The sequence below is a fragment of the Gloeocapsopsis crepidinum LEGE 06123 genome (genome assembly GCF_015207655.1).
In the GTDB taxonomy this organism is placed as follows: domain Bacteria; phylum Cyanobacteriota; class Cyanobacteriia; order Cyanobacteriales; family Chroococcidiopsidaceae; genus Gloeocapsopsis; species Gloeocapsopsis crepidinum.
Map to the genome: position 1 here is coordinate 1 of NZ_JADEWN010000036.1, position 22,876 is coordinate 22,876.

Below are 22,876 nucleotides of genomic sequence, written 5' to 3' on the forward strand. Positions count from 1 at the left end.
CAGTAATTCCCATTGTTCATCTGTGAGATCGGTACGATATGATTGACCCATGACTCTCGTTCTCTGTCATTTTTTGCTATTGACAGGTTATTGTAACGAGAGCTTTTTTACTTTTCAGACCTCCTCTAAGTCGGGAATGTTCTTAGAACGCCTGGCGACTGAAGTCGCGGCTCAAAAACTAAGTCCACCTCCGTGGACTAATAAAAAAATCTATCTTTGTAGAAGCCTATGAAGATAGGTTTTGTCTGTGTAGCTGCGGTTTCAACCGAATCAGCTCTTTTCTTTCACTTCACCAATAATCTGACAGTCAGAATAACCTAATTTCCGAAGTGTTGCTAGACAATCATTTGCTTTCTGCTGCGGAAGTGCTGCTAAAAGACCACCTGATGTCTGTGGATCAAATAGTAAAGGATAATAGTGATGATTTTCTACCTTAGTCAGGTTAGAAATATAGCGCGAAACTCTCAAATTTTCTGAATGTAGCGAACTGACAATTCCTTGCTGTGTTGTTTCAATTGCACCATCCAAAACTGGAATCGCTGACATTTGTAATTCAACAGCAACATGGGAGGCTTGTATCATTTCTATTAAATGCCCTAGTAACCCAAAACCAGTAATATCAGTACAAGCAGTTGCTTCATGTTCTAAAAAACAAGTCGCAGCAGCAGCATTGGATAGTAGCATAGACTCCACCGCAGTATCGATCCATTTACCTTTTGCTTTCTGGCGCATCTGTGCGGCAAATAACGTTCCTGTTCCTAATGCTTTAGTAAGAATTAAGACTTGACTTGGTTGCATGCCACTTTTACGTAATAATCTATCAGGATGAACTAAACCGTTACATGATAGACCAAATGCAAGTTCTGCACCCTCGGTTGTGTGTCCGCCTACTAGCGGTGTATTCACATCAGCTAAAACTTTGATCGCACCTGATAAAAGCTGAAACAGCGTCTCTGCGACTTTTGCTTCTAACGCATAGGGTAATGTAGCGATCGCCAACGCACTTTGCGGTACCGCCCCCATTGCAAAAATATCACTCAAGCAGTGATTTGCACTAATTTGCCCAAACAGGTACGGATCGTTAATCAAAGCGCGAAAATAATCAATTGTATGCACCATTGCCAAGTTTGCGGGGACTTGTATCACCGCAGCATCATCCGGCGCATCTAAACCAATCAAAATATCTTGGCGATTTACCCTAGGTTGTTCGTGTTGAATTCGCGCTAAAACACGCGCTAAAACTGTACTTCCTATTTTAGAACCACAACCAGCACAGCGCATTGTAGAGGGGCGAGGAGTTAGGGGGAGCCAGTTGCGTGCGGAGGTGTCCTCCGTTGAGCAAACTGGCGTTGAGGGGTGAGGGGAAGAAATAAGTAGTGAGTTGTTTTGATTCCTGTCTCCTTGTTTTATCTCTGGTAAATTACTGAATCTTTCCATAAAGCGGCGATCAATCCAGTCTTTCCAGTGCCATAGTAGTTGAGAAGGACCAAAGCCGAAAGAACCTCTGGTGGCAATCGCTTTGCCATCACCTGTACCGATTAAACTCAAATATTGTTTTTGTGGCTTGTAAGGTTTTAGAGACTTCTGTTGTAAACTTCGCTGCAAGTTCTCAAAGAGTGGTTTCCCTTGACGAACAGCAAACACTCCCGCTTTCGGGCGGGGATGATGAATCATTGTGGCAATATCTCCAGCAGCGAAGACATCAGGATGCGAAATTGACTGTAAGTAGTCATTCACTTGTATAAATCCATCTGCATCCGTTGCTAGTCCTGATGCACGTAACCATGGGGGGGCGGATGCTTGCGTTACCCAAAAGATGCGATCGCACTCTACTTTTAATCCTGACTCGCAGACGACTTTGTGGAGTTGAACTTCTGAGACAGTTTCTTGTAGATGTAACTGAACTCCTCGCTGTTGCAAAATTTTGTGAAAATGACGCCTGACCCACGCGTTATAGGTGGACATGACTTCTGCATCGCGATGAAACAGATGAATTTCTAAATCCAAGCAATGCTGCTTGAGAATACTTTGTAAATGACTTTGAAGAGAAAGTGTTAATTCCACACCACCCGCGCCCCCACCAACAACACCGATGCGAATGGGTTGCCGAGGATTTTGCTTGACATTTTCAACAAACTGATCCCAGTGTGCGAGTAATTGCGAAATTGGCTTAGCAGGAATTGCGTATTCAGTTGCACCAGGTACAGTAATCGTCGCTGGAGTACTACCAATATCAATTGAGACGACATCAAACGCTACAGGTGGACGATGCGCGCAGATCACCTGCTTGTTTTCTAAGTCTAAACCGATTGCTTGGTCAATATATAGCTGTGCTTGGGAAAATTGCGCTAAGCGACGCAAATCAATATGGCATTCTTCTCGCGAGTAGAAACCGGCAACATGACCAGGTAACATTCCAGAATAAGGCGTATCCGATGCTTCGGTAATGAGTGTGATGCGGACTCCAGGAAGCGGGTTCATCCCAAACATTCTTAGGGCGATCGCATGGCTGTGTCCACCACCAATTAACACCAAGTCTTTGACAATCGGATGCGATGCTTGCATGAAAATCCTGATCTTATAAGATTATTCCCTTACTTCCACGTTAAAACAATTTCTAGGTGGTTGACCTTGCGCTACTCGTAGAATATTTGCCGCGACAGCCTTAGCAATTCCTGTTGTTGCAGTATCCGTGTGTCCTCCTAAATGCGGAGTTAGCATAATATTTAAGTCGGCTTGCAGTAGGGGAGAATCAGGTTGTAAAGGTTCTTGTTGAAAGACATCAAGTCCTGCACCTGCAATGACTTTATTTTGTAAGGCTTTTACTAATGCGATTTCATCTACCCATGTACCGCGAGTAACATTGATGAGATACGCTGTAGATTTCATCTGTTGAAAATCTGCTAATCCAAAAGGTTGCGTGACATTATCAGCCGAAGCCGCAATAACAACAAAATCAGACTGTTGCAGTAAGTGCGATCGCTCAGTTGGAGTCCCCAGCCATTTTAAACCCAATGTTGCAGCAAGATGAGGATTGGGATGCTGTTTAATTCCTAATAGCTGCACTTCAAAACCGCGCAGTCTCCGCGCCAATGCTTGACCAATCCCACCTAAACCATAAATTCCTACCGTTTTGCCCCACAAACTTTGTCCTGCGGGTTGATTCCAATTAAGTTCGCCACCTCGATATCGCGCTAAAGCTAACATATGTAATATCGCGAGTTCTGCCACTGATTCTGCATTACCCGTACCAGAGGAGGGAACATTAGCGACATAGATACCGCGTTGTGTTGCTGCTGGAATATCGACATTTTCTACCCCAACGCCTGAGCGTTGAATAAGTTTAAGTTGCGGTAAGCTATCCATGAGTGCCGCATCTACGAGTTGAATACCTGGAACTAAGGCAAACGTGTCAGGTGCATCGAGAACAATGCGATCGTGCGGTAAAGTGATGACAGTTTCTGGTGGAAATTGCTGCGCTACCTTTTGTGCTAAGTTGCCAGAAGCAGTAATGACGACTCGACCAGGAAGAGTAGGTATTTTAGACTGTTCCCGATTATTCATTGCTCACATTTGCGATCGCTAATTACTATCATGATTGACCTATATACCTTTACGACACCAAACGGACGCAAAGCTTCGATTATGTTAGAGGAAGTCGATCTTCCCTACAATGTCCATGTTATTGATATTACAAAAAACGATCAATTTACACCGGAATATGTAGCGATTAATCCCAATAGTAAAATTCCCGCAATTGTGGATCAAGACACAGGTACAACAGTTTTTGAATCAGGGGCAATCTTAATTTATTTAGCTGAAAAAACAGGGAAATTACTGCCCACAGATCAAAAACAACGCTTTCAAGTTTTAGAATGGCTCATGCTGCAAATGGGTAGTATCGGACCAATGTTTGGTCAACTTAATCATTTCAAAAAGTTCGCCCCAGAAAAAATTCAATATGCAATTGAACGCTACGAAAAAGAAACATTACGACTCTATGGCGTACTCGATAAACAGCTTGCCAATAATGAATTTATTTGTGGTGACTACTCGATTGCAGACATTGCAACATATCCCTGGGTAGCTATCTATGAATTTCAAGGCTTAACTTTAGACAATCATCCCAATCTCAAACGCTGGGTAGAAACAGTAGAACAGCGTCCAGCAGTAAAACATGGGATGTCCATACCCTAATCATGATGAATGAACCACAGTGAGATTTGAGAGTAGGTACTTCAGTACACTACCGAACACTGCTGTAAATTTACCTACCTTTGTGCCCTAGCATAGCCTTCGGCAACCCCTACGGGAAAGCTACGCCTATGTGGTTTATTCTCTAACCAAAATTTTCCACACAACGTACAAAAATTTCTACTCCCATTCCTAACGCGGTTTCATCAAAATCAAAGCGGGGGTGATGGTGGGGATATGCTAAATTTCGACTTAAATTTGCCGAACCTAAAAAGAAGTAGCATCCAGGGACTTCCTGCAAAAAGAATGACATATCTTCGCCACCCATTGTCTGACACTCTGGAACAATTCCTAGCGGTGTTTCAATCACTCTTACAGCCTGTGATCGCACAAATTCTGCCATCTCAGGATTGTTGATGACTGGAGGATAGAGGTGCGAGTAATTCAATTCATACGTCGCGCCATGACTTTGGCAAATTCCCGCAATAATTTGCTCGATGCGTTGAACAAAATAACCCTCCAACTTCGGGTTAAAATACCTCACTGTACCACTCAGGCGTGCAGTATCTGCAATAACGTTCAATGCCGTTCCAGCATGAAGTTCGCCTACAGTTACGACTGCTGATTCAATCGGATCGACGTTTCTCGCTACGATTGTTTGCAACGCATTGACAATTTGGGCAGCTACTACTATCGAATCAACAGTTTGATGCGGCATTGCACCGTGTCCGCCTTTACCCAAAATTGTGCAGCGAAAAGTTTCTACAGCTGCCATCAACGCCCCACTGCGGACGCCTACCGTACCCAAAGGTAGATTGTTCCACAGATGTAAACCAATAATTGCATCAACATCAGGATTTTTGAGTACTCCCGCCTCAATCATTGGCTTAGCACCTCCTGGTCCTTCTTCTGCAGGCTGGAAGATAATTTTTACAGTACCGCTGAATGTACCAGGGTGTTGGGAAAGATAATAAGCCGTACCGAGGGCGATCGCAGTATGCCCATCGTGTCCGCAAGCGTGCATCACTCCATTGTGTTGCGAACGGTAGGGTACATCATTTTCTTCCTGAATTGGTAACGCATCTATATCCGCCCGAATTGCCAACACAGTTTTTTCTTCTCTGTGACCTCTAATAACAGCAACGATTCCCGTCTTCGCAATACCCTTATAATGCTCGATACCCCATTCTTGCAACTTTTGAGCAACAAATTCAGCAGTTAAGTGTTCTTGAAAACCGAGTTCTGGGCGTTGATGTAACTTGCGCCGCCACTCAACTAATTGCGGCTGTAACGCTTGAATATCTGACCGAATGCGAGATAGATCGACATTTAGAGGTTTTGAGGAAGTAGAAACCATTACTTAATTCACTGAATAACAATGTGCAAAGCATATAATCGATGCTGCTTACTCTATCTGTAGCCTAACCCATTCACGGAAGGCACGTCGCATTGCTTTTTTCCCTGCGGCTCGATGTTGCTGAATAAATGGAATAATTTGCTGTACTTGAATCAGAGGAAAAGCAAGACTTATGTCTGTTTCAGCATATGTCTCACCCTGAAGCTGATAGATCTTAATTTGTCCTTTGTCGTAACGCCAAATCTCAAGAACTCCCAATCGGGCATAAATAGGCATTCGATCAAGTGATTTACTTGTAATGTCAATTTCTAAGACTAAATCGGGTGGTGGATCTTGGGTAAGGTCAAAATTTAATTACCGCGAATTTCTAACTCATGCTGAAAGTAAAAACAGTTATCAGGTTCTACTCCTGCTAGCAAATCTGGGCGTTTCCAAGTTGTCGAACCAAGTGTTTCGTAATCAACATCGAGGACATCTGCAAGATCTTTAACTAAATCTCCAACTGCTTGTTTGTAGTATTCATGTTCTGGTAAAGGAGCCATAATTTCTAGAGTTCCTCGGTCGTACGCAAGTCGAGCAGCACGACGATCGCCCAATTGAGTTAGTATTTTTTCAAATGTCTGCCAATCAACATTTTCTAATAAGACACTTTTTCCTACAGGTATGCTTAGTAGAATGTCGGTGTCGGCAGTTACAGTTGCTGTATCTGAAGTGACTAAGTGTTTCAAGGCAAGCTGCATAATAAGATCTCCTTTGAATAGAAGCTAATCGCTAATCGTCACAACTTGAGATTTAAGTCTAAAGCCGCAGCAGCTTGAGATAATTTATCTAAATCGGTAGGGTCAGTAAAATGAGGCAAGCAACCTAGAACAGGGACATTTGTAAGCGATTGAATTAATTCAGGAGGGGCGAAATCTGCAATTTCTTGTGGCGATCGCGCTTGAACGCAATTGAGTATAATTCCTTTAAGTGAAACGCGAGCTTGTCGTGCTAAAGCTACATTTGCTACTGCTTGGGCGATCGCGCCTAAACGTACTGGAACAACTAGTACAGTGGGTAAGCGCCATTCTGCAGCTAAATCAGCAACAGTAAACTCTGCTGTTACAGGCGAACCCAATCCTCCTAAAGCTTCTATTAGTACAAAATCTCGCGACGCCCTTAAATTTTGCAACGTTTGCCATACGAGTGCCAAATCGATATTACGATTTTCCTTAGCTGCAGCGATTGGTGGTGCTAGCGGGGCTTCAAAGTAAAGTGGTGTGATTTCTGTTATCGATTGATTCAGCGATAGCTGCGAGTATAATTCGCGATCGCCTGTTCCCGATTGAATCGGCTTCATAATACCCAAATTGCGAAAATGATTTCGCCAGTAAGCAAGCAATGCTGTCGTTAAAACAGTTTTTCCCGCATCAGTATCAGTTCCCGCAATTAGTAACGCATTCACATCAATTCACTCAGGTATTACTACCCTATTGTAAATTTTCGATACCGATATTTACAGTAAACTCGATGTCCTCGTTTGCTGTCGGAATCATGTCAATTTGATAATCACCGCTACGCGATACTTGCGATTGCCAGTTCAACAAATTGGTAGCGCCTTCAATTAATTGACCATCCGGATCGCGAATATCTAAAGTCACTGCACCTTGGGCTACTGCCACCGATAAAACTTGCCCTTCTTGTACGTTAACTAAGTAGCGTGTTATTTGCTGTGGTCCTGTGATCCCTGATGGTGTGACTACTTCTCCAGGATTGACACTGATTCGTTCGGGGACGACTGTGGGGATAACTGTTGATGGTGGCGTTTCTGTAGGCGTTGGTGTCGGTAAAACTGGATTTTCAAGTAAAACGTCAAGCTGATAGTTGCTTTCCTCAATTCCTTGCACAGGGCTTAATTGAATCGTATATTCTCCAGTAAATGGCAATGTGCCTTGATAGCGCGTAACTCTTCGAGCTAATTCTTCAATGGGTGCTTGATTTGGTCCTAACACAGTCAACAGAACGCCTTCTTGTGCAAGAGCCGTACTAAGTTGTTGTCCTTGTTCGCCATTAAAGGTGTAGTTAGCTGTTCCGTTAGCTTGTAGTGTACCGGAAACACTTGCTGTTGCACCAGGTACAAGATCCAATTGTTGACTAAAAGTTGTCGGTTCAGGAGAAGGTGTTTCAGTCACCGTTGGAGTTGGTGTCGGGCTTTCAGGAACTATAGGAGAGGGAAATGATTGTGGTTCTGGAGTACGGTTGCTCAAAAAGTAACTGACTAAAAACAATGACCCAAAGCCAGCCACTATAGCGACACAAAGCCCAATTCCAATCACAGCCCAAGGATTTTCCCAAATTTCGCGTTTTCGCGTTACAGGAATTACTGGATCGGACTGTCTGGATTGATGAGAACTTGAACCAATTAAATTAGGACGACGATTTACAGCAATTGTTTGAATTTGCGATACTTCTGGCGTAACAGGTTCGGAAGGACTTGATGATTCTTCAGTATTGGCGATCGCCTTGCGGTGCAGATTGGGGAGTTGCGGATTTGTCGCGTTGAGACGATCAACTGAAGATAAAGCTTTTGCAACTTCTACCACTGATTGGTAGCGATCGCCTGGTCGTACACTCAACATCCGATTCAAAACTGCTGCAAATTCGGGAGTGATAGTCACCCATTGTTGCCAGTTCCACGTCAGTTCGGTATCGTCAAATAACTCTTGAGGCTCTTTTCCTGTCAGTAAGACAATAGCAGTTACAGCTAAAGCATAAAGATCGCTATTAGGGTAAGCTTTTCCTGTTTGCAGTTGTTCGCTTGGTGCATAACCTAATTTACCTACAGTTGTAGGTTGTGGTGAATTATTGGCTGATTGAAATTGCGTTGCTAATTCTTTGACAACACCAAAATCAATCAATACTGGTTTATTATCACTTTCGCGCAAAATAATATTGTCTGGTGAAATATCGCGGTGAATAATGCCACGAGTGTGTAAATGTGCTAGTACAGGCAATAATTGTCGAATTAACTGTAATACAGCCACCTCTGAAAAAGTTTGTCCCTGGGCTTTGCGTTCTTCCAACAACTCGTGGTAGGTTTTTCCTTCAACATAATCCTGCACCAGAAACAAACGTTGATCCTCTTCAAAATTGGCACGAAATTGTGGTACTTGAGGATGCTGTATCTGGTACAAAGTCGCTGCTTCGCGTTGAAATAGCTCTTTTGATTTTTCAAGATGAAAATCGTCGTTTTGATTAGGTATTAATTCTTTTAATGCACATAGTTCATTGAAGCGTCCTTGATCTTGCGCTAAATAAGTACGACCAAATCCTCCCTGACCCAAAACTTGAATTATTCGGTAGCGGTTTTGTAGTACACTTTCCAGTGGAATAGGTGGTTGCATCGTTTTTGCTAAATCTTAAGCTATTCTGTAAAAGTTCAACGGTTCACTAACAATTAAGACCAAGTAATTTTACCTAAAAGTTTCTCGGTCAACTGACAACTTCGCGATTAGATTCTTTGTTACTCGCTGAATTCAAGGAGTGGCAATTATTCAACATAGTTCCTACCACAGTTTGTGCTCCAAATCTGCCGACAAGTCAATCAAATAAAATCCAAAAAAATAGTTTAACTTGCTATTACTAAAAACTTTATACAAGCTTATAATTAAAATTCCCCGTTATTTCCAAGAAGTCACTAAAGCAGTGATGATAAGATTTTCATGAAGGTGCTCCGAGGGTCTGCCGTGCTCAGTTCTGCAACTTTGACACTTCAGTCAGCTCCTACTGCGGTTGCTGATAATAACCGTCTGCGTCTATTTTCTGGCTCTGCTAATGTACCGTTCTCCCAAGAAGTTGCTCGCTATTTGGGCATGGAACTGGGACCGATGATTAGAAAGCGCTTCGCAGATGGTGAACTTTACATTCAAATTCAAGAATCAATTCGCGGTTGCGATGTTTATCTTATTCAGCCGACTTGCCATCCCGTTAATGATAATCTGATGGAATTGCTGATTATGATCGATGCCTGTCGTCGGGCTTCGGCGCGGCAGATTACAGCAGTGATTCCCTACTATGGTTACGCGAGGGCTGATCGCAAAACGGCAGGGCGCGAGTCGATTACAGCTAAGTTGGTGGCTAACTTGATTACTCAAGCAGGCGCTAATCGCATTGTAGCGATGGATTTGCACTCCGCGCAAATTCAAGGTTACTTTGATATTCCCTTTGACCATGTTTATGGTTCTCCAGTTCTGATTAATTACTTAGCTAGTAAGCAACTTGCTGACTTGGTGGTCGTTTCGCCTGATGTCGGAGGTGTTGCTAGAGCAAGAGCATTTGCGAAAAAGCTAGATGATGCACCACTCGCAATTATCGATAAACGGCGTCAAGCACACAATGTTGCAGAAGTCCTCAATGTAATTGGTGACGTTGAAGGTAAAACTGCTGTGCTGGTAGACGATATGATTGATACTGGCGGTACGATTACAGAAGGCGCCAAGTTATTACGCGAACAGGGAGCACGTCAGGTTTATGCTTGTGCGACGCATGCCGTGTTTTCACCACCAGCAGTGGAACGTTTATCGAGTGGGATATTTGAGGAAGTGATTGTCACTAATACAATTCCTGTCCCTGAAGATTATCGTTTTGCACAATTAACAGTACTCTCAGTGGCAAATCTCATCGGTGAAACCATCTGGCGCGTTCACGAAGATAGTTCAGTTAGTAGTATGTTTCGCTAATTAAAAAAGTATCTAAGGGGCAACAAATGCCCCTTTGCTTACATTTGTGTCACAATTGAGGAACCAAAGATTTTTCCTACAAACGAACAGGCTCAAGTTTGTTTGCGAGCTTGTCAGATTCCAACTTTTATTAAGACATTCGCTTATTCCAGTTCGATGATAAAACTGGAGATGTTTATCTTTTAGCAGGCGATGACTTGCAAATCATAGTTCCTCCTAACAAACCTTGGAGGTTTTTGGATGAAACAGAATTTTGAAGAAATGAGTGTATTAGAGCATATGTTTTAAAGCATCGAGACGATCTTGAGGCTATTCTCACTCTTTTTCATCATCCTCATCTGAAGGAAAATATTAAAGTAGCAGAAGCAACTCTGAAGCAAAGAATAGAGCATGAAAACTTATATAAAGAATTTACTCAACTATTGTCTACTGCTCTCATTTACAAATAATTTAAAAACTGCTCTGGTACTAGTTTGAGTTCTCCAGTTTTAAAACGATCGCACTCTACCCAAAGTGCAGTCTTTTTCCGTTTACCTTCTTTAAAATCAAGCGTATCTATTTGATAAAATTTGGGGTCTACAAAATCGCATTCATAGACAAAAAGAATTTCGTGACCTGGTTTATCGTTGTAAGTAAACAAACTTTCGTTACAGTCAAGGTAGCGAATATTGGTAATTTCCGCTTGAATTTCTTCGTAGAACTCCCGTTGTAAGGCTTCACGGCTAGTTTCTCCAAAATCAACACCGCCGCCCATGGCGCGATAAAAAGTTTGTTGCTTTCCAGGATCGTAGCCTTGAGAAAGAAAAACGCGTTCGCCATTTTTAACTATTCCCAAGGCTAATACCCGAATTTCACCAGGTTTGTGCATTTTAGTTGTTACTACCGTCGTAGATAAAACCAGAACGATCGCTATCTTCTACTGTCCAATCCTCGTTTTCACCACCAATAAATAACGTAGCAATACTGACATATTCCTTGCTCAGCTGCTTTAAGGCATTGATCAGAATATCAAGAGCGATCGCATCACTCGTCCCTATGTCAAACCAGCAACGTCCCCATGTTCCTTCATATTCAAATTCTCCCATGTTGTGCATGAGTGCCATCAAACTGTTATCAGCCGTCTGCTCGTCGTAATGCATATAGCTGAGATCGAGTCCTTGTTCTTGCACTTGCAGATTTTCTGCGTTGAATGCTCCAAGTTTACCTAAATAGAACCAAGAGTTAAACACTTCTTCGACATATCGTTTCTCCATTTCTGAAGGAACGGTAGCAAACTCTAACCAAATCCATACATCAAAAGGATCGAACTCACGGAACTGTACCTGCATTGTGTTTTGAGGTTAATGATTAACGGACATGGACAATACACCAATCTTAATTCAATTATCAGATGCAGTTGTTTTTAGTAATCGGCGATTAGCTTTTAATTAACTAGCACTACTGACACGCTGAAAAGTTCTACTTCGTTCGCGTTCAATTTGTTTGACCAAGCTAGATGGCAGTTGGTCTTTTTTGGCAAGCGATCGATCAAAATTCTCCACTGCGGCTTTTAATGCGGAGGGATTATTTTGCTTGTTGCCCTGTTCGGCAAGAATTTGAGCTTTGAGATAGTACAATTCAGGGTTATCAGGAGTTGCTTGTAAAGCCCGCTCTACATAAGTTAAAGCTTGCGCGTACTGATCCAAATCGCGATAGCCAATTGCCAAACCGCGATCTGCTAAATACCTTGGACCAGCAAATTTTACTAATCGATCAATGGCGTCCTGTGGGCTAGAAAATGGCAGATTAACTGCTAGCATCAAATCCATATAGCCGCGCAGAAGATTCAGTTCTGGATCGTTAGGCGCAACGGCTTCTGCTTGATCTAAATAGGAGTAGACTTGTCTTAGCTCTGATAACGCTCGTGGCGTACCGCGAACAGTTCCCTCTCGAACTAAAGCGGCTGCACCTTGTAAAAAATGACCGACAGCAGCATATAAATTACCTCGCAGAGGATCTTGATTGATTAACTGTCTGCCAGTATCTAAGGTTCGCCTGCCATAGTTACTAAATGCGTTAATATCATCGTTCAATGTATATGCTAGTGAAGCTCTCATCGCATAAGCTAGAGGTTCATTGGGTTCGCTAGCCTCAGCTTGATTAAGATAATTTGCAGCTGCTTGATAATTACCCTGCTCGAATATGGCTCTAAATGCTGCTTCTGTGTTGTCGCCAATTTGACGTGGGTTAGTAGCACGGAACGGATCTTGAGCTAGAGTTGGATTAAACCCTAAGCTAAGTGTGACTAATGTTGTGCTAGCCAAAGCAGCAAACGTGTGTTGTACAGCAGAAAACCATTTTTTACGCATAATCAACCTCTCGATTGTTCTCTGACTAATGCCTCAGCCTCAAATCGAGGACAGCAATGCCAAAATAAAAGCATCATGACAAATTACGTTTGCCAAAATTACAGTACAAGAACTCATGAACTTTAAACCATTAGTAGTGTTCCCTATAAAAAGTTGAAAGCTCATATTTAGAAATTGGTCTGAATTCTTTGGTACTCTTAACGGATGCTCTACCTCAAAAATCTTATCTATCATCCTCCAGCAAGTCCAACTGCTATTCTCAAGTCAATTAATCTACAGTTAGCGCCCCAAACCTTAGGATTGATTATTGGGCGGAGTGGTTCGGGTAAAAGTACGCTATTAGAAATTTTATCTGGACTTGTTGAAGCAACGACAGGTCAAATCTCTTGGCGAGATCAAGAACTTACTGCCGATTACCTACAACAACTAGCGGGCTTGGTTTTTCAATTTCCCGAACGTCATTTTTGTGGTGGTACGATTTTGGAGGAATTGCGCTTAGGACATCCTGAAATAGGCTCAGAACGAGTACGACAAGCTTTACAAGAAGTTGGATTAGAGCATTTATCTTTACACGCTGCACCTCATGCTTTAAGTGGCGGACAGCAACGTCGTTTAGCATTGGCTGTACAACTGATTCGTCAACCACACTTACTTTTATTAGATGAGCCAACCGCTGGTTTAGACTGGTCAATGCGGCGACAGCTAGTTAATTTGTTAGCAAAACTGAAACAACACTGGACGTTGTTAGTCGTGACTCACGATGCTAGCGATCTATTAAGCATCTCTGATAGTTGTTGGACGCTGAATCATGGAGTTTTGGAATCTATCCCCGATCCTGCTTTACTTAAAGCAAAAGCGCAAGGTGCGATCGCAATCAATAAAATCTCAGTTGACAAAATTGAGGAAGCTTCAGAAGCAGGGTAGAGTTAGTAATGAATGACGAGCTAATTGAGGTATGGTAACAACACCCCTGCTGCCGCAAATGTTGGACGTATGGCAGCAAATGAATTGGCAACCGACAGCAGCACAACAAAAGAAGTTTCAACGCCTTTACGAATTGATTTTGGCAGGTAATCGTCAACTGAATTTAACGCGAATTACAGAACCAATCGAGTTTTGGGAAAAGCATTTGTGGGATTCACTGCGCGGAATTGTCCCCTTACTATCTACTCAAGACACTGATATTAAGGTCATTGATATTGGTACAGGTGCAGGTTTTCCAGGAATTCCTGTGGCGATCGCCCTTCCCAATCACGTTACCCTCCTCGACTCAACACGCAAGAAAATAACTTTTCTCGATAACCTCTTAGCAGAACTGAGCATTCAAAATGCGACTACTTTAGTGGGTAGAGCAGAAACTATTAATAAACTGCCTCAACATCACCAAAGCTACGATGTTGCGCTCATTCGGGCTGTGGGTTCGCCATTGCTTTGCGCTGGGTATACCTTGCCATTCTTAAAACCAAATGGTTTAGCAATTCTCTATCGCGGACAGTGGACAGGTGATGAAACTGAAGCTTTGCAAACTAAGGTTAAGCAGTTGAGTGGTGTAGTTGAAAACATTGAAAAATTTACCACACCTCTAAGTCATAGTGTCCGCCATTGCGTATATCTACGTAAAATTTCATAGAGGTTTAGCAACGCCAAACCCCCAATAACATCCTTATGTTGTCTTTGTAACTTGTGCTAATCGCTGATTAATTTCATTCCAATTAACCACATTCCACCAAGCATTGAGATAATCTGCACGGCGATTTTGATACTTAAGGTAATAAGCGTGTTCCCACACATCATTACCCATAACCGGATAGTTGCCTTCCATAAAAGGACTATCTTGGTTTGCAGTACTGGTAATTTGGTAGTTGCCATCACGAGTACGGATTAACCAAGCCCAACCACTACCAAAACGCCCCTCACCAGCGGAATTGAATTGTTTTTTAAATTCTGCAAAGCTACCAAAATTTTGATTAATGACTGTAGCAATTTGTCCTGTTGGTTCACCACCACCATCTGGACTCATAATTTGCCAAAACATTGTATGGTTGACGTGACCACCGCCATTATTGCGGATGGAAGTGCGAATATCTTCTGGAACGCGATCGAGATTGAATAAGAGTTGTTCTACAGTTCTACCTTTAAGTTCAGGATGCTTTTCTAGTGCGGCATTTAAGTTTTTGACATAAGTTGCATGGTGGCGATCGTGATGAAATCGCATTGTTGCAGCATCAATATGTGGTTCGAGTGCATTGTAGTCATAAGGTAAAGGTGGTAACTCGAAACTTCCACTGCTACTAGGAGGAGTTTCCGCAGCTAAAGCAGTCTTGAGTAAACTGTGCGGACGCAATGTATCAATTGCAACTGCACCAGCACTTGCTCCTAGTATAAATAGGAAATTTCGCCGATTAAGAGTCATAAGTTATAGATGCTACTCAACTAATCAGATATCTTCTCAGTTCATACGAATAATACATCTATCGTTTACATGATTCTTTAAATTATGAAAGAGAGGTCGGAGGTTAGAGTGAGAGGAAAGACTAAACTCAAATAAAGATCAACTACTCTTGTGACAGTCGCTTGATAGCAGCACCACTTAATAATTGGTGTGCTTCTTGCAGAATAGTAGGAATATCTGCTGCATGGGGACTATTATTGAGACAATTTTGTAAATTGAGTTGATTGATTTTGGCAGCATTCGCACCTGGAAACCAGCTACCACCATTGCCTAAGAGGTTGTAGCGCATTTTTGCATATTCAATCATATCGTAGGCGATCGCTAAATTTCGCAACCATAAAATCACAGGAATATTCACATCGCCTGGTGTTTCACTGTGTTTAGGTAAACCAACGTGCCAGGTTTTTGCCCAGCTTTCTCCTAATGATGCGATCGCAGCTTGTTCTAATCGTGCCAAAATGGGTGGTAACGTTTCATCAGCACTACCTAGTAGAGCGAAAGTTTTCAAGTGTTCGTCAAAATCTTGCGGACGTGCTGCACCCACACTCAGCGTATGTACTTGGGAATGACTCAGACAGAATAGATTATTAAAAACAATAGGACTTAAAGGGGCGCATAAATCTACGAGTTTTTGTGGTGGTTTATAAAGCATTCCGCCTTTATCTGACGGACTAATAATAAACACGCCCATGTCGTGACGATTCGCTGCTTCAATTGCCACCCAGTTGTTTTGATTAATGTAGTACCAGTGTAGGTTAACGTAGTCAAATAAATTAGTTGCGATCGCATCCACAATAATATCTGTAGGTCCATGTGTAGAAAAACCAAGAAACCTTACTTTCCCTTGGGCTTGTAGCTTTTGTAAGACTTCCACACAACCACCAAAGCGGACACTTTGCTGCAATGATTCAGGATCGTTGATGCCGTGAATTGCGAGTAAATCTACATAGTCTAACCGTAGATTTTTAAGTGACTGCTCAAATTTTTGCTGAAATTCTCTGGTGTTGTCAGTCGGATTAATCTTAGTTTGAACAATGATTTGTTCGCGGGGAAGGGTCGGCAAAATTTTTCCTAGCTGATACTCTGAAGTACCATAACCACGAGCAGTTTCGATGTGATTAATGCCAACTTCTACTGCTTTACGAATCGTTGCTTCCAGATTCTTTTGATTATTCCTGGGAATTTGCCATGCTGGGACATCTTGCCATTTAAATTGATAGCGCATTCCACCACAGGAAAACACCGGCATTTGGATATTTGTGCGCCCAAATCGTCTGTATTGCATTACCAAATTTTGGATTTTTAGATTGAACTCCTATCTAGAATCTAAAAGTTATAAATTCTGCTGACAACTAAACCGAATATTTTGGAATTTACAAACATTTTAGAGTCTTAATCCTGACATTTGAGTGGCAACAGTTCGGAGTCAATTTGTTTAGTTCCAAAGTACCAACTATGAGCCATGTTTCTGAGTTAAGATTGCTAGTTACTTCTCGGCATCTACCACACGGTGCAAATAAGCAATATTCGCTCCCATTTGGTTGAAGCTCAACGTTAGTTTAAGCTTCTTTTGTCATTAACTCGTTTGGCATTGGTGCAGGGATTGAGTTTTCTTCTTGCAGCATCTCTAAGTGAAACTGAATGGCTTCTTTGATCAGGAATTCAACTTCCTCTCTGGTTTCAGCAACTGCTACACAGCCTGGTAGATCTGGAACGTATGCTCCGTAGCTAGTTTCTCCTTTTTCGATAACAACTTTATAACTCATTGCTCCTCTTCAAGTTGAGCCTGTCGCTAGATAATTTTTAGTGTACCAATAGGTACGTCAATACTCGGCCTACCTGCAACAGTGACAATGCCAGGTTTGCTTGGATGTTTGAAATGGCGGTGGCTACCATTAATGCGAGCGAGATACCAGCCGTCTTGCTGTAGTCGCTTAATGACTTCACGCACTTTCATAGATAGATGCCCCTTGTGAAGTACCTGATGCTAAATCTCTTCAAGATTACAGGGTAAACTTCCTGTTTCATCTGCCACTGTGTTAGGTACTTTTAAGGTTTCTACTACATTTCCTTCACGACTGGCTTACCATCTTGAACTTCACCGATAAGAACTAAGTCTGTCACGCCGACAAAAATTCCGTTTTCTAAAACACCAGGGATGTTGTTGAGCGATTTTTCGAGATTTGCTGGATCGTCAATACTATCGAATTTTACATCTACCACCATGTTGCCTTGATCGGTGATCACAGGTCCAGCTTTTTTGACACCCATACGCAATTCTGGTTTACCACCAAGTTTCTCAATCGCCCGCATGACTGGAGAAATTGCCATCGGAATAACTTCGACGGGAACTGCAAAGCTCGAACCCAAGCGATCTACAATTTTGGAGCTATCGACAACAACGATAAACTGATCGGCGAGGTAATCAACAATTTTTTCGCGAGTATGCGCCGCACCACCACCTTTAATCAAGTTCTTTTGCGGATCGACTTCATCAGCGCCATCGATTGCAATATCAATATGATCCACTGCGTCTAGAGTCGTTAAAGGAATGCCATACTGTTTAGCGAGTACTTCTGCTTGAAAAGAGGTAGGAATACCAACAATATCTTTGAGTTCGCCAGACTTGAGGCGATCGCCTAAAAATTGAATTGTGTACGCTGTGGTTGACCCCGTCCCTAGCCCAACGATCGTACCAGATTGTACGCGATCGGCAGCAGCTTTACCGACTTCTTGCTTCATCAATTTTACGGGATCTACGCCTGCGGTCATTCGCAAAACTCCTCAAGGTAAAAATTAGCTATAGTTCATCTTACCGTCGAGCGCGAACAGGCAATATACATAAACCACATTTAATATTGAGTGGAGCAACCTAATTGAAGAGATTATTTAATTGTTCTGTGTGGCAAAGACACGCCACATGACAAAAACTGTAAATCCTATATAAGACAGTACTGTTAGCCAGTCTTGCCAACTACTATAGTTATCCATTTGTACTTTTTAAGTAGAAATACGCTAGTTTGCTGTCGATAAAATTGCTGTTGATAAACAGAGTGTAAGTTGTATGGAACTTACACTAATTCGTGGCACAAAATTATGCTGCCATCTCGCGACAAAGTTGAGCGCAGCGACGACAAGACTCAGCACAGCGTTGACAGTGATCGTCATCATGCTTACCACATTCATTGGCACAGCGATCGCACGCTTCGGCGCACACACCACACATTTGCTTGTGCAGTTCCGATCTACGCGACATCAAACGGGCGCAAAGGGCACAAGTATCAGCACAATCACGACATCGTTTAATACATTCAGCCATCATCTGCACCATATCTTCACTTAAGCAAGCATTGGCACAGTATTCACAATCGCGTAGGCAGTCTAGACAAGCTTGAATACAAGCATCAAGTTTAGATTCTGCAGTAGTCATAATTTAACCTCCGATATGTTGCACTACCCTTTTAACTCAGATTGACACAAACGAATGAAATCAGGATGAAATCGTTCTATTTGATAACTTCACCCTGAGAAACTACGCAGGTAGATGAGGTTACTGAAAATGCTTGATAATCGCCTCAGCAAACTCAGAACACTTCAGTGGTTCGACGGGGGGTTCCATTAACCGTGCTAAATCATAAGTGACTTGACGGTTTGCGATCGCATCACTAATTCCCTGTTTGATCAAATCTGCAGCTTCTTGCCAACCCAGATATTCCAACATCATCACGCCCGAAAGAATCACTGAACCAGGATTGATACGGTCTAATCCGGCGTGTTTTGGTGCTGTACCGTGAGTCGCTTCAAAAATTGCACACTCATCGCCAATATTAGCTCCTGGTGCCATACCGAGTCCGCCAACTACAGCAGCCGCAGCATCAGAAACGTAGTCACCATTGAGGTTCATCGTTGCTAGCACTGAGTATTCATCTGGTCGTGTTTGAATTTGCTGAAAAACGCTATCGGCAATTCTATCGTTTACCATCACCTTGTCTTTCCATTGATCGCTACCGTGCGTAGACCAAATAGAATCAAGAACTTTTTCAATTTCTTGACAAATGACAGCTTGTTTCTCTGCCGTCAGAGCATTGAATCCTGGTTCAATCATCTGAGCATTTTCTGCAATGGAAATATCAGGATTAACTTCTTTATTGCTCAAAATCCAAGACTCGCGTTCGGTAACGCATTCATTGCGAAACTCAGTTGTTGCCAGTTCGTAGCCCCAATCGCGGAAGGCACCTTCGGTATATTTCATAATATTTCCTTTATGTACCAAAGTGACCATTTGCTTATTTTTCGGTAATCGGAGCGCGTGTCGAATTGCTCGACGAATCAGGCGTTGAGAACCTGTTTTACTAATTGGTTTAATGCCAATACCAGAATCGAGACGAATCTGTTTCTTACCATGTTCAGGGCTAGCAGGAATCAATTCATTATTGAGTAAACTAATAATCCGTTCTGCCATTTCCGTACCCTGACGCCACTCAATTCCTAGATAAATATCCTCGGTATTTTCGCGATAGATAATGACATCAAGTTTTTCAGGATATTTGTGTGGTGAAGGTGTCCCTTCGTAATAACGACAAGGACGCACACAGGCATACAAATCGTTAATTTGTCGCAATGCTACATTGAGCGAACGAATTCCACCGCCGACAGGCGTAGTCAACGGTCCTTTAATGGCAACGCCATATTCTTTGATTGCTTGTAACGTGTCTTCAGGTAGATATTGATACGTGCCATAGATATCACACGCTTCATCTCCAGCGTAGACTTTAAACCAGCTAATTTGCCGCTTTCCTTGATAGGCAGTTTGCACAGCTGTGTCAATCACCATTTGACTTGCGGGCCAAATATCAACACCAGTACCATCGCCACGAATAAACGGAATAATTGGATTGTCTGGTACTACTGGTTCACCATTCTTGAACGTGATGCGCGAACCGATATCTGGTGGGGTAATTTTCTCGTACATGACTCAAACTCCTAGAGGGTGGCTGCTGTGATAGGTGCTGGATAATTAACACCGTTACAAAAAAATCCTTCTTTGGAAGGCTACCAGATTTCATCTTTGATGTAGTAACTTTTTTCACAAAGTTCTGACAAGCTGCGTCAGGCTTGTAAAGTCAAAATTTAGAATAAATAATTGATCTGGTAAGCGTTTAGAGCGATCGCATTCAGCTAATACTACGCTTTGATACGCGCTGTCAGGTTAAATTAATGATCGAGCTGTAACCGCAATCCTCAAATAAGGCATGACTGATCCCACTACCGTTGACACTAATTTTGACTCTGCTTTAGCTTTGCAGTTAACCACAGGGTCAGAAAAAGTACAAGCGCAAACCATTGAAAAACTCGCTACGCTTGGTACTGCGGGCGAAGAGCTACTCATGAAGTTTTTACTGCAACGCCAGTCTAACCCACCTACCTGGATTGATGGCAAAGCTTACCAAGTTCTCTACAGTGCTGATTCGCTGGAGACTAAGAATTTTCTCCAAACTAATTTCCCGACTGGCATTGTCCAACTCAACTCACAGCAAGGTATTGACTACACTTCATTGCAAACACTACTTGCAAAGCAAGATTTTCAAGCTGCTGATCGTCTTACTCTTCAAAAACTTTGTGAATTAGCAGGATCTGCTGCAATGCAAAGAAAATGGTTATATTTTACCGAAGTAGAAAATTTTACCAACACTGACCTACAAACAGTCAATCAACTATGGTTAATTCACTCAGAGGGGAAATTTGGTTTTTCAGTTCAACGAGAAATCTGGCTTGCTGTCGGTAAAAACTGGGAAAAACTATGGTCAAAAATTGGTTGGAAATCAGGCAACAATTGGACTCGCTATCCTGACGAGTTTACGTGGAATCTCAACGCTCCTAGAGGTCACTTACCATTATCCAATCAGCTACGCGGCGTGCGAGTGATAGCATCTTTGCTGTCGCATCCTGCATGGGAACGCCGAGGTTGTTAGTAAAACGCCTTGAAAATGCCACTTTTTAGACTCCAAACCCTTGTCCGAACGTTCTCTCAAAGATTGTTCATCTCGATTGTAGATGGGGAATCTTAAAGGAAGTAGAAACCCTAATACCAGGGTTAGATCAAACACATTTCGTTCAACATTGAGCCAGGGGTAGTAACAGTGGAGCCTGAGAGAAAAACAGCACAAGAACTAGAGCAGCAGCTAAAAGTCTTCTCAGATATAGGGATCTTAGAAGCTCAAACAATTCCTGTTTTTGACGCAGCTACGCAAACATCTGCCGATTTTTTAGAAGTACCAATTTGTATCTTCGGCTTTTTGAATCAAAATAGTTTTTGGTTTAAATCAGCTGTAGGTTTAGCGCGACTCGGATTGAGAAGTAAAATCGCCCAAGAACGGCAATTATCAAGGCAAGAAGCTTTTATAGCGCATGTGGTAGAAAATCATAAGATTTTAGCAATTGATGACACTCTTAAAGATCCGATATTTGTTAACAGTGACTTAGTGCAGCAGTATGGTATCCGCGCTTTTATGGGAGCACCACTGATGAATACATCAGGGCAATGCTTAGGAGCGATCGCCGTCATGGAACTGAAACCACGTAATTTTACACTCAGAGACATGAAGTTTATAGAACTCATGGCTTGCTGGAGTATGAGTGAACTTGAGCGCCATCAACTGCTCACAGGTATCAATCCTAATAGTACTTATTTGACTTCTCCTCTAGTACAAACAGATTCTGTTTTAAGCGGACATTCTGGCATCGTACCAAACAATAGTCATCCAAATCCTGTTACTGCTGTTACCGATAACAATGACAAAATCACACATACAATTGCTACAGCAAGCGAATATCTTTCTACCAACCAAGTCAAAGTCGAACTTCTCTCTCAGCTCACTCAAGAATTACGAACGCCTTTAACTTCGGTTTTGGGTATGGCGAGTGTTGTCAGCCGCGAAATTTATGGTCCTCTCACAAATAAGCAAAAAGAATACCTAGAAATTATTGAAAATAGCGGACGTCACTTGTTAACACTCGTCAACGAAATTTCTGAGCTAGGAACATTAGATAGTAGCTTTGCAGCACTTAATCTCACTGCTGTGGAAATTGAAATGTTGTGTCAGCAAGTGATTAGTGCTCTATCCGAGACAACTAAACGGCGAGATCAACAAATTAATTTGTCTTTAGAACCAGGATTTAACCGACTTTGGGTTTTAGACAAAGATAAAGTTAAACAGTTACTCTATCAGCTCATTTTTTACATTACTCAAATTGCTGCAAATGGAAGCGTGATTCATATTCATGTTTCACATAAAAGTGATGGGCTACACTTTGCCATCTGGGCTTCTCACCCTTGGCTAGAACAAGGCTTAACCCTAGCAGAACCATTACTGTGCCAGCTATTACCTTTTGCTGCTGATAGTGGAACTCCACTCGATGGTCTTTGTGCTGAATTATCAAATTCAACTGCTTTACCTGTCTTAGCCACTCAAGTGTTAGATGTTGCTAATACCAATCCAGAAGTGACACAGCAAGATGCCAACCATCCACTACACAAGCACAATCCTTTAGAAGGTATCTACCACTCTAGCAATAGTCTACGTTTGCTATTAAGCTGCGATCTGGCAAAATTACATGGAGGAAGAATAAATCTGCAAGGATCGCCAGAATCAGGCTATCGTTATGTAGTTGTTTTACCTGAACTTGCGGCTCCTGCGGAGGAAACTGTCTAGCATTTGGTTGGGGGTGTTGTGTGTAAATAATAAACTAGCTATAACAAGAAGATTTGTTCGTAAGCAAGACATTTACTATTGGTAATTTGGAATAT

The 22,876-nt window shown here is 42.2% G+C and carries 25 protein-coding genes; 8 read left to right on the forward strand and 17 right to left on the reverse strand.

The window, feature by feature from the left end; genetic code table 11:
- Positions 1 to 270: 270 nt before the first annotated feature.
- A complete protein-coding gene (selD, locus tag IQ230_RS14855; protein WP_193932738.1) occupies positions 271 to 2,565 on the reverse strand; it encodes a selenide, water dikinase SelD in 2,295 nt (764 codons plus the stop codon).
- Between the two features lie 21 nt (positions 2,566 to 2,586).
- On the reverse strand, positions 2,587 to 3,564 hold the full coding sequence (locus IQ230_RS14860; protein WP_193932739.1) for an NAD(P)-dependent oxidoreductase: 978 nt from the start codon (positions 3,562 to 3,564) through the stop codon (positions 2,587 to 2,589).
- A gap of 30 nt (positions 3,565 to 3,594) precedes the next feature.
- On the opposite strand from IQ230_RS14860, the gene IQ230_RS14865 reads away from it, so the two are divergent.
- Positions 3,595 to 4,197 carry a glutathione binding-like protein gene (locus IQ230_RS14865; RefSeq protein ID WP_193932740.1) on the forward strand — a complete coding sequence of 201 codons (603 nt, stop codon included), beginning with the start codon at positions 3,595 to 3,597 and terminating at the stop codon, positions 4,195 to 4,197.
- A 142-nt stretch (positions 4,198 to 4,339) separates the two neighbouring features.
- Here the strand turns inward: IQ230_RS14865 and IQ230_RS14870 are convergent, their stop codons facing one another.
- From IQ230_RS14870 to IQ230_RS14885, 5 genes are read right to left on the reverse strand one after another with little or no spacing between them, the layout of a single operon-like run.
- A complete protein-coding gene (locus IQ230_RS14870) occupies positions 4,340 to 5,551 on the reverse strand; it encodes a M20 metallopeptidase family protein (RefSeq protein WP_193932741.1) in 1,212 nt (403 codons plus the stop codon).
- Positions 5,552 to 5,599: 48 nt separating this feature from the next.
- Entirely contained in the window at positions 5,600 to 5,857 is a 258-nt protein-coding gene (locus tag IQ230_RS27695) for a PDDEXK family nuclease (protein WP_322742421.1), read from the reverse strand.
- Between the two features lie 44 nt (positions 5,858 to 5,901).
- Entirely contained in the window at positions 5,902 to 6,291 is a 390-nt protein-coding gene (locus IQ230_RS27700) for a Uma2 family endonuclease (RefSeq protein WP_322742420.1), read from the reverse strand.
- Between the two features lie 38 nt (positions 6,292 to 6,329).
- A complete protein-coding gene (gene bioD, locus IQ230_RS14880) occupies positions 6,330 to 6,995 on the reverse strand; it encodes a dethiobiotin synthase (protein WP_193932742.1) in 666 nt (221 codons plus the stop codon).
- A gap of 25 nt (positions 6,996 to 7,020) precedes the next feature.
- Positions 7,021 to 8,934, reverse strand: a complete 1,914-nt coding sequence (locus tag IQ230_RS14885; protein WP_193932743.1) for a serine/threonine-protein kinase — start codon at positions 8,932 to 8,934, stop codon at positions 7,021 to 7,023.
- Positions 8,935 to 9,252: 318 nt separating this feature from the next.
- Between IQ230_RS14885 and IQ230_RS14890 the strand changes: the two genes are divergently transcribed.
- From IQ230_RS14890 to IQ230_RS27940, 3 genes are all read left to right on the forward strand, one after another.
- Positions 9,253 to 10,269: a ribose-phosphate pyrophosphokinase gene (locus IQ230_RS14890; RefSeq protein WP_099700899.1), complete on the forward strand. Its 1,017-nt coding sequence runs from the start codon at positions 9,253 to 9,255 to the stop codon at positions 10,267 to 10,269.
- A gap of 137 nt (positions 10,270 to 10,406) precedes the next feature.
- The gene (locus IQ230_RS27935) at positions 10,407 to 10,526 is read left to right on the forward strand and encodes a DUF6888 family protein (RefSeq protein WP_407646663.1); all 120 of its coding nucleotides are present in this window, start codon (positions 10,407 to 10,409) and stop codon (positions 10,524 to 10,526) included.
- 12 nt (positions 10,527 to 10,538) lie between these two features.
- Positions 10,539 to 10,718: a DUF6887 family protein gene (locus IQ230_RS27940; protein ID WP_407646664.1), complete on the forward strand. Its 180-nt coding sequence runs from the start codon at positions 10,539 to 10,541 to the stop codon at positions 10,716 to 10,718.
- On the opposite strand, the gene IQ230_RS14895 is transcribed toward IQ230_RS27940, so the two are convergent.
- The 3 genes from IQ230_RS14895 to IQ230_RS14905 form a co-directional block, all read right to left on the reverse strand.
- Complete coding sequence (locus IQ230_RS14895) at positions 10,709 to 11,137, reverse strand: NUDIX hydrolase (protein WP_193932744.1); 429 nt, start codon at positions 11,135 to 11,137, stop codon at positions 10,709 to 10,711. The genes IQ230_RS27940 and IQ230_RS14895 overlap by 10 nt on opposite strands.
- A 1-nt stretch (position 11,138) precedes the next feature.
- On the reverse strand, positions 11,139 to 11,597 hold the full coding sequence (locus tag IQ230_RS14900) for a DUF3531 family protein (RefSeq protein WP_193932745.1): 459 nt from the start codon (positions 11,595 to 11,597) through the stop codon (positions 11,139 to 11,141).
- Between the two features lie 99 nt (positions 11,598 to 11,696).
- On the reverse strand, positions 11,697 to 12,617 hold the full coding sequence (locus IQ230_RS14905) for a Sll0314/Alr1548 family TPR repeat-containing protein (RefSeq protein WP_193932746.1): 921 nt from the start codon (positions 12,615 to 12,617) through the stop codon (positions 11,697 to 11,699).
- A 204-nt stretch (positions 12,618 to 12,821) separates the two neighbouring features.
- Here IQ230_RS14905 and IQ230_RS14910 point away from each other — a divergent pair, with 204 nt between their 5' ends.
- A complete protein-coding gene (locus IQ230_RS14910) occupies positions 12,822 to 13,541 on the forward strand; it encodes an ABC transporter ATP-binding protein (protein WP_193932747.1) in 720 nt (239 codons plus the stop codon).
- Positions 13,542 to 13,572: 31 nt separating this feature from the next.
- Positions 13,573 to 14,247 carry a 16S rRNA (guanine(527)-N(7))-methyltransferase RsmG gene (rsmG, locus tag IQ230_RS14915; protein WP_193932748.1) on the forward strand — a complete coding sequence of 225 codons (675 nt, stop codon included), beginning with the start codon at positions 13,573 to 13,575 and terminating at the stop codon, positions 14,245 to 14,247.
- A 33-nt stretch (positions 14,248 to 14,280) separates the two neighbouring features.
- On the opposite strand, the gene IQ230_RS14920 is transcribed toward rsmG, so the two are convergent.
- The 7 genes from IQ230_RS14920 to IQ230_RS14950 all read right to left on the reverse strand — a co-directional run bounded on the left by IQ230_RS14920 (position 14,281) and on the right by IQ230_RS14950 (position 20,041).
- Entirely contained in the window at positions 14,281 to 15,030 is a 750-nt protein-coding gene (locus IQ230_RS14920) for a superoxide dismutase (RefSeq protein WP_193932749.1), read from the reverse strand.
- Positions 15,031 to 15,172: 142 nt separating this feature from the next.
- Positions 15,173 to 16,354 carry an aldo/keto reductase gene (locus IQ230_RS14925; protein WP_193932750.1) on the reverse strand — a complete coding sequence of 394 codons (1,182 nt, stop codon included), beginning with the start codon at positions 16,352 to 16,354 and terminating at the stop codon, positions 15,173 to 15,175.
- A 274-nt stretch (positions 16,355 to 16,628) separates the two neighbouring features.
- Positions 16,629 to 16,835 (reverse strand): type II toxin-antitoxin system HicB family antitoxin, encoded by a 207-nt coding sequence (locus tag IQ230_RS14930; RefSeq protein ID WP_193932751.1) that lies wholly within the window; start codon positions 16,833 to 16,835, stop codon positions 16,629 to 16,631.
- Between the two features lie 26 nt (positions 16,836 to 16,861).
- Positions 16,862 to 17,026 carry a type II toxin-antitoxin system HicA family toxin gene (locus IQ230_RS14935; protein ID WP_193932752.1) on the reverse strand — a complete coding sequence of 55 codons (165 nt, stop codon included), beginning with the start codon at positions 17,024 to 17,026 and terminating at the stop codon, positions 16,862 to 16,864.
- Between the two features lie 104 nt (positions 17,027 to 17,130).
- A complete protein-coding gene (rpiA, locus tag IQ230_RS14940) occupies positions 17,131 to 17,841 on the reverse strand; it encodes a ribose-5-phosphate isomerase RpiA (RefSeq protein WP_193932753.1) in 711 nt (236 codons plus the stop codon).
- Positions 17,842 to 18,163: 322 nt separating this feature from the next.
- Entirely contained in the window at positions 18,164 to 18,499 is a 336-nt protein-coding gene (locus IQ230_RS14945; protein ID WP_193932754.1) for a four-helix bundle copper-binding protein, read from the reverse strand.
- Positions 18,500 to 18,619: 120 nt separating this feature from the next.
- Positions 18,620 to 20,041 (reverse strand): NADP-dependent isocitrate dehydrogenase, encoded by a 1,422-nt coding sequence (locus IQ230_RS14950; protein ID WP_193932755.1) that lies wholly within the window; start codon positions 20,039 to 20,041, stop codon positions 18,620 to 18,622.
- 280 nt (positions 20,042 to 20,321) lie between these two features.
- Here IQ230_RS14950 and IQ230_RS14955 point away from each other — a divergent pair, with 280 nt between their 5' ends.
- Together IQ230_RS14955 and IQ230_RS14960 are read left to right on the forward strand one after the other, a co-directional pair.
- Positions 20,322 to 21,041, forward strand: coding sequence for a GUN4 domain-containing protein (locus IQ230_RS14955; RefSeq protein ID WP_193932756.1), 720 nt, complete (start codon positions 20,322 to 20,324; stop codon positions 21,039 to 21,041).
- A 168-nt stretch (positions 21,042 to 21,209) separates the two neighbouring features.
- Positions 21,210 to 22,781, forward strand: a complete 1,572-nt coding sequence (locus IQ230_RS14960) for a GAF domain-containing sensor histidine kinase (RefSeq protein ID WP_193932757.1) — start codon at positions 21,210 to 21,212, stop codon at positions 22,779 to 22,781.
- Positions 22,782 to 22,876: the final 95 nt, after the last annotated feature.

Bases quoted from the DNA above. Each gene is read 5' to 3' on its own strand.
- selD (WP_193932738.1), bottom strand. From the start codon at position 2,565: ATGCAAGCATCGCATCCGATTGTCAAAGACTTGGTGTTAATTGGTGGT.
- IQ230_RS14860 (WP_193932739.1), bottom strand. From the start codon at position 3,564: ATGAATAATCGGGAACAGTCTAAAATACCTACTCTTCCTGGTCGAGTC.
- IQ230_RS14865 (WP_193932740.1), top strand. From the start codon at position 3,595: ATGATTGACCTATATACCTTTACGACACCAAACGGACGCAAAGCTTCG.
- IQ230_RS14870 (WP_193932741.1), bottom strand. From the start codon at position 5,551: ATGGTTTCTACTTCCTCAAAACCTCTAAATGTCGATCTATCTCGCATT.
- IQ230_RS27700 (WP_322742420.1), bottom strand. From the start codon at position 6,291: ATGCAGCTTGCCTTGAAACACTTAGTCACTTCAGATACAGCAACTGTA.
- IQ230_RS14885 (WP_193932743.1), bottom strand. From the start codon at position 8,934: ATGCAACCACCTATTCCACTGGAAAGTGTACTACAAAACCGCTACCGA.
- IQ230_RS14890 (WP_099700899.1), top strand. From the start codon at position 9,253: ATGAAGGTGCTCCGAGGGTCTGCCGTGCTCAGTTCTGCAACTTTGACA.
- IQ230_RS14895 (WP_193932744.1), bottom strand. From the start codon at position 11,137: ATGCACAAACCTGGTGAAATTCGGGTATTAGCCTTGGGAATAGTTAAA.
- IQ230_RS14900 (WP_193932745.1), bottom strand. From the start codon at position 11,597: ATGCAGGTACAGTTCCGTGAGTTCGATCCTTTTGATGTATGGATTTGG.
- IQ230_RS14905 (WP_193932746.1), bottom strand. From the start codon at position 12,617: ATGCGTAAAAAATGGTTTTCTGCTGTACAACACACGTTTGCTGCTTTG.
- IQ230_RS14910 (WP_193932747.1), top strand. From the start codon at position 12,822: ATGCTCTACCTCAAAAATCTTATCTATCATCCTCCAGCAAGTCCAACT.
- rsmG (WP_193932748.1), top strand. From the start codon at position 13,573: ATGGTAACAACACCCCTGCTGCCGCAAATGTTGGACGTATGGCAGCAA.
- IQ230_RS14920 (WP_193932749.1), bottom strand. From the start codon at position 15,030: ATGACTCTTAATCGGCGAAATTTCCTATTTATACTAGGAGCAAGTGCT.
- IQ230_RS14925 (WP_193932750.1), bottom strand. From the start codon at position 16,354: ATGCAATACAGACGATTTGGGCGCACAAATATCCAAATGCCGGTGTTT.
- IQ230_RS14930 (WP_193932751.1), bottom strand. From the start codon at position 16,835: ATGAGTTATAAAGTTGTTATCGAAAAAGGAGAAACTAGCTACGGAGCA.
- IQ230_RS14935 (WP_193932752.1), bottom strand. From the start codon at position 17,026: ATGAAAGTGCGTGAAGTCATTAAGCGACTACAGCAAGACGGCTGGTAT.
- rpiA (WP_193932753.1), bottom strand. From the start codon at position 17,841: ATGACCGCAGGCGTAGATCCCGTAAAATTGATGAAGCAAGAAGTCGGT.
- IQ230_RS14945 (WP_193932754.1), bottom strand. From the start codon at position 18,499: ATGACTACTGCAGAATCTAAACTTGATGCTTGTATTCAAGCTTGTCTA.
- IQ230_RS14950 (WP_193932755.1), bottom strand. From the start codon at position 20,041: ATGTACGAGAAAATTACCCCACCAGATATCGGTTCGCGCATCACGTTC.
- IQ230_RS14955 (WP_193932756.1), top strand. From the start codon at position 20,322: ATGACTGATCCCACTACCGTTGACACTAATTTTGACTCTGCTTTAGCT.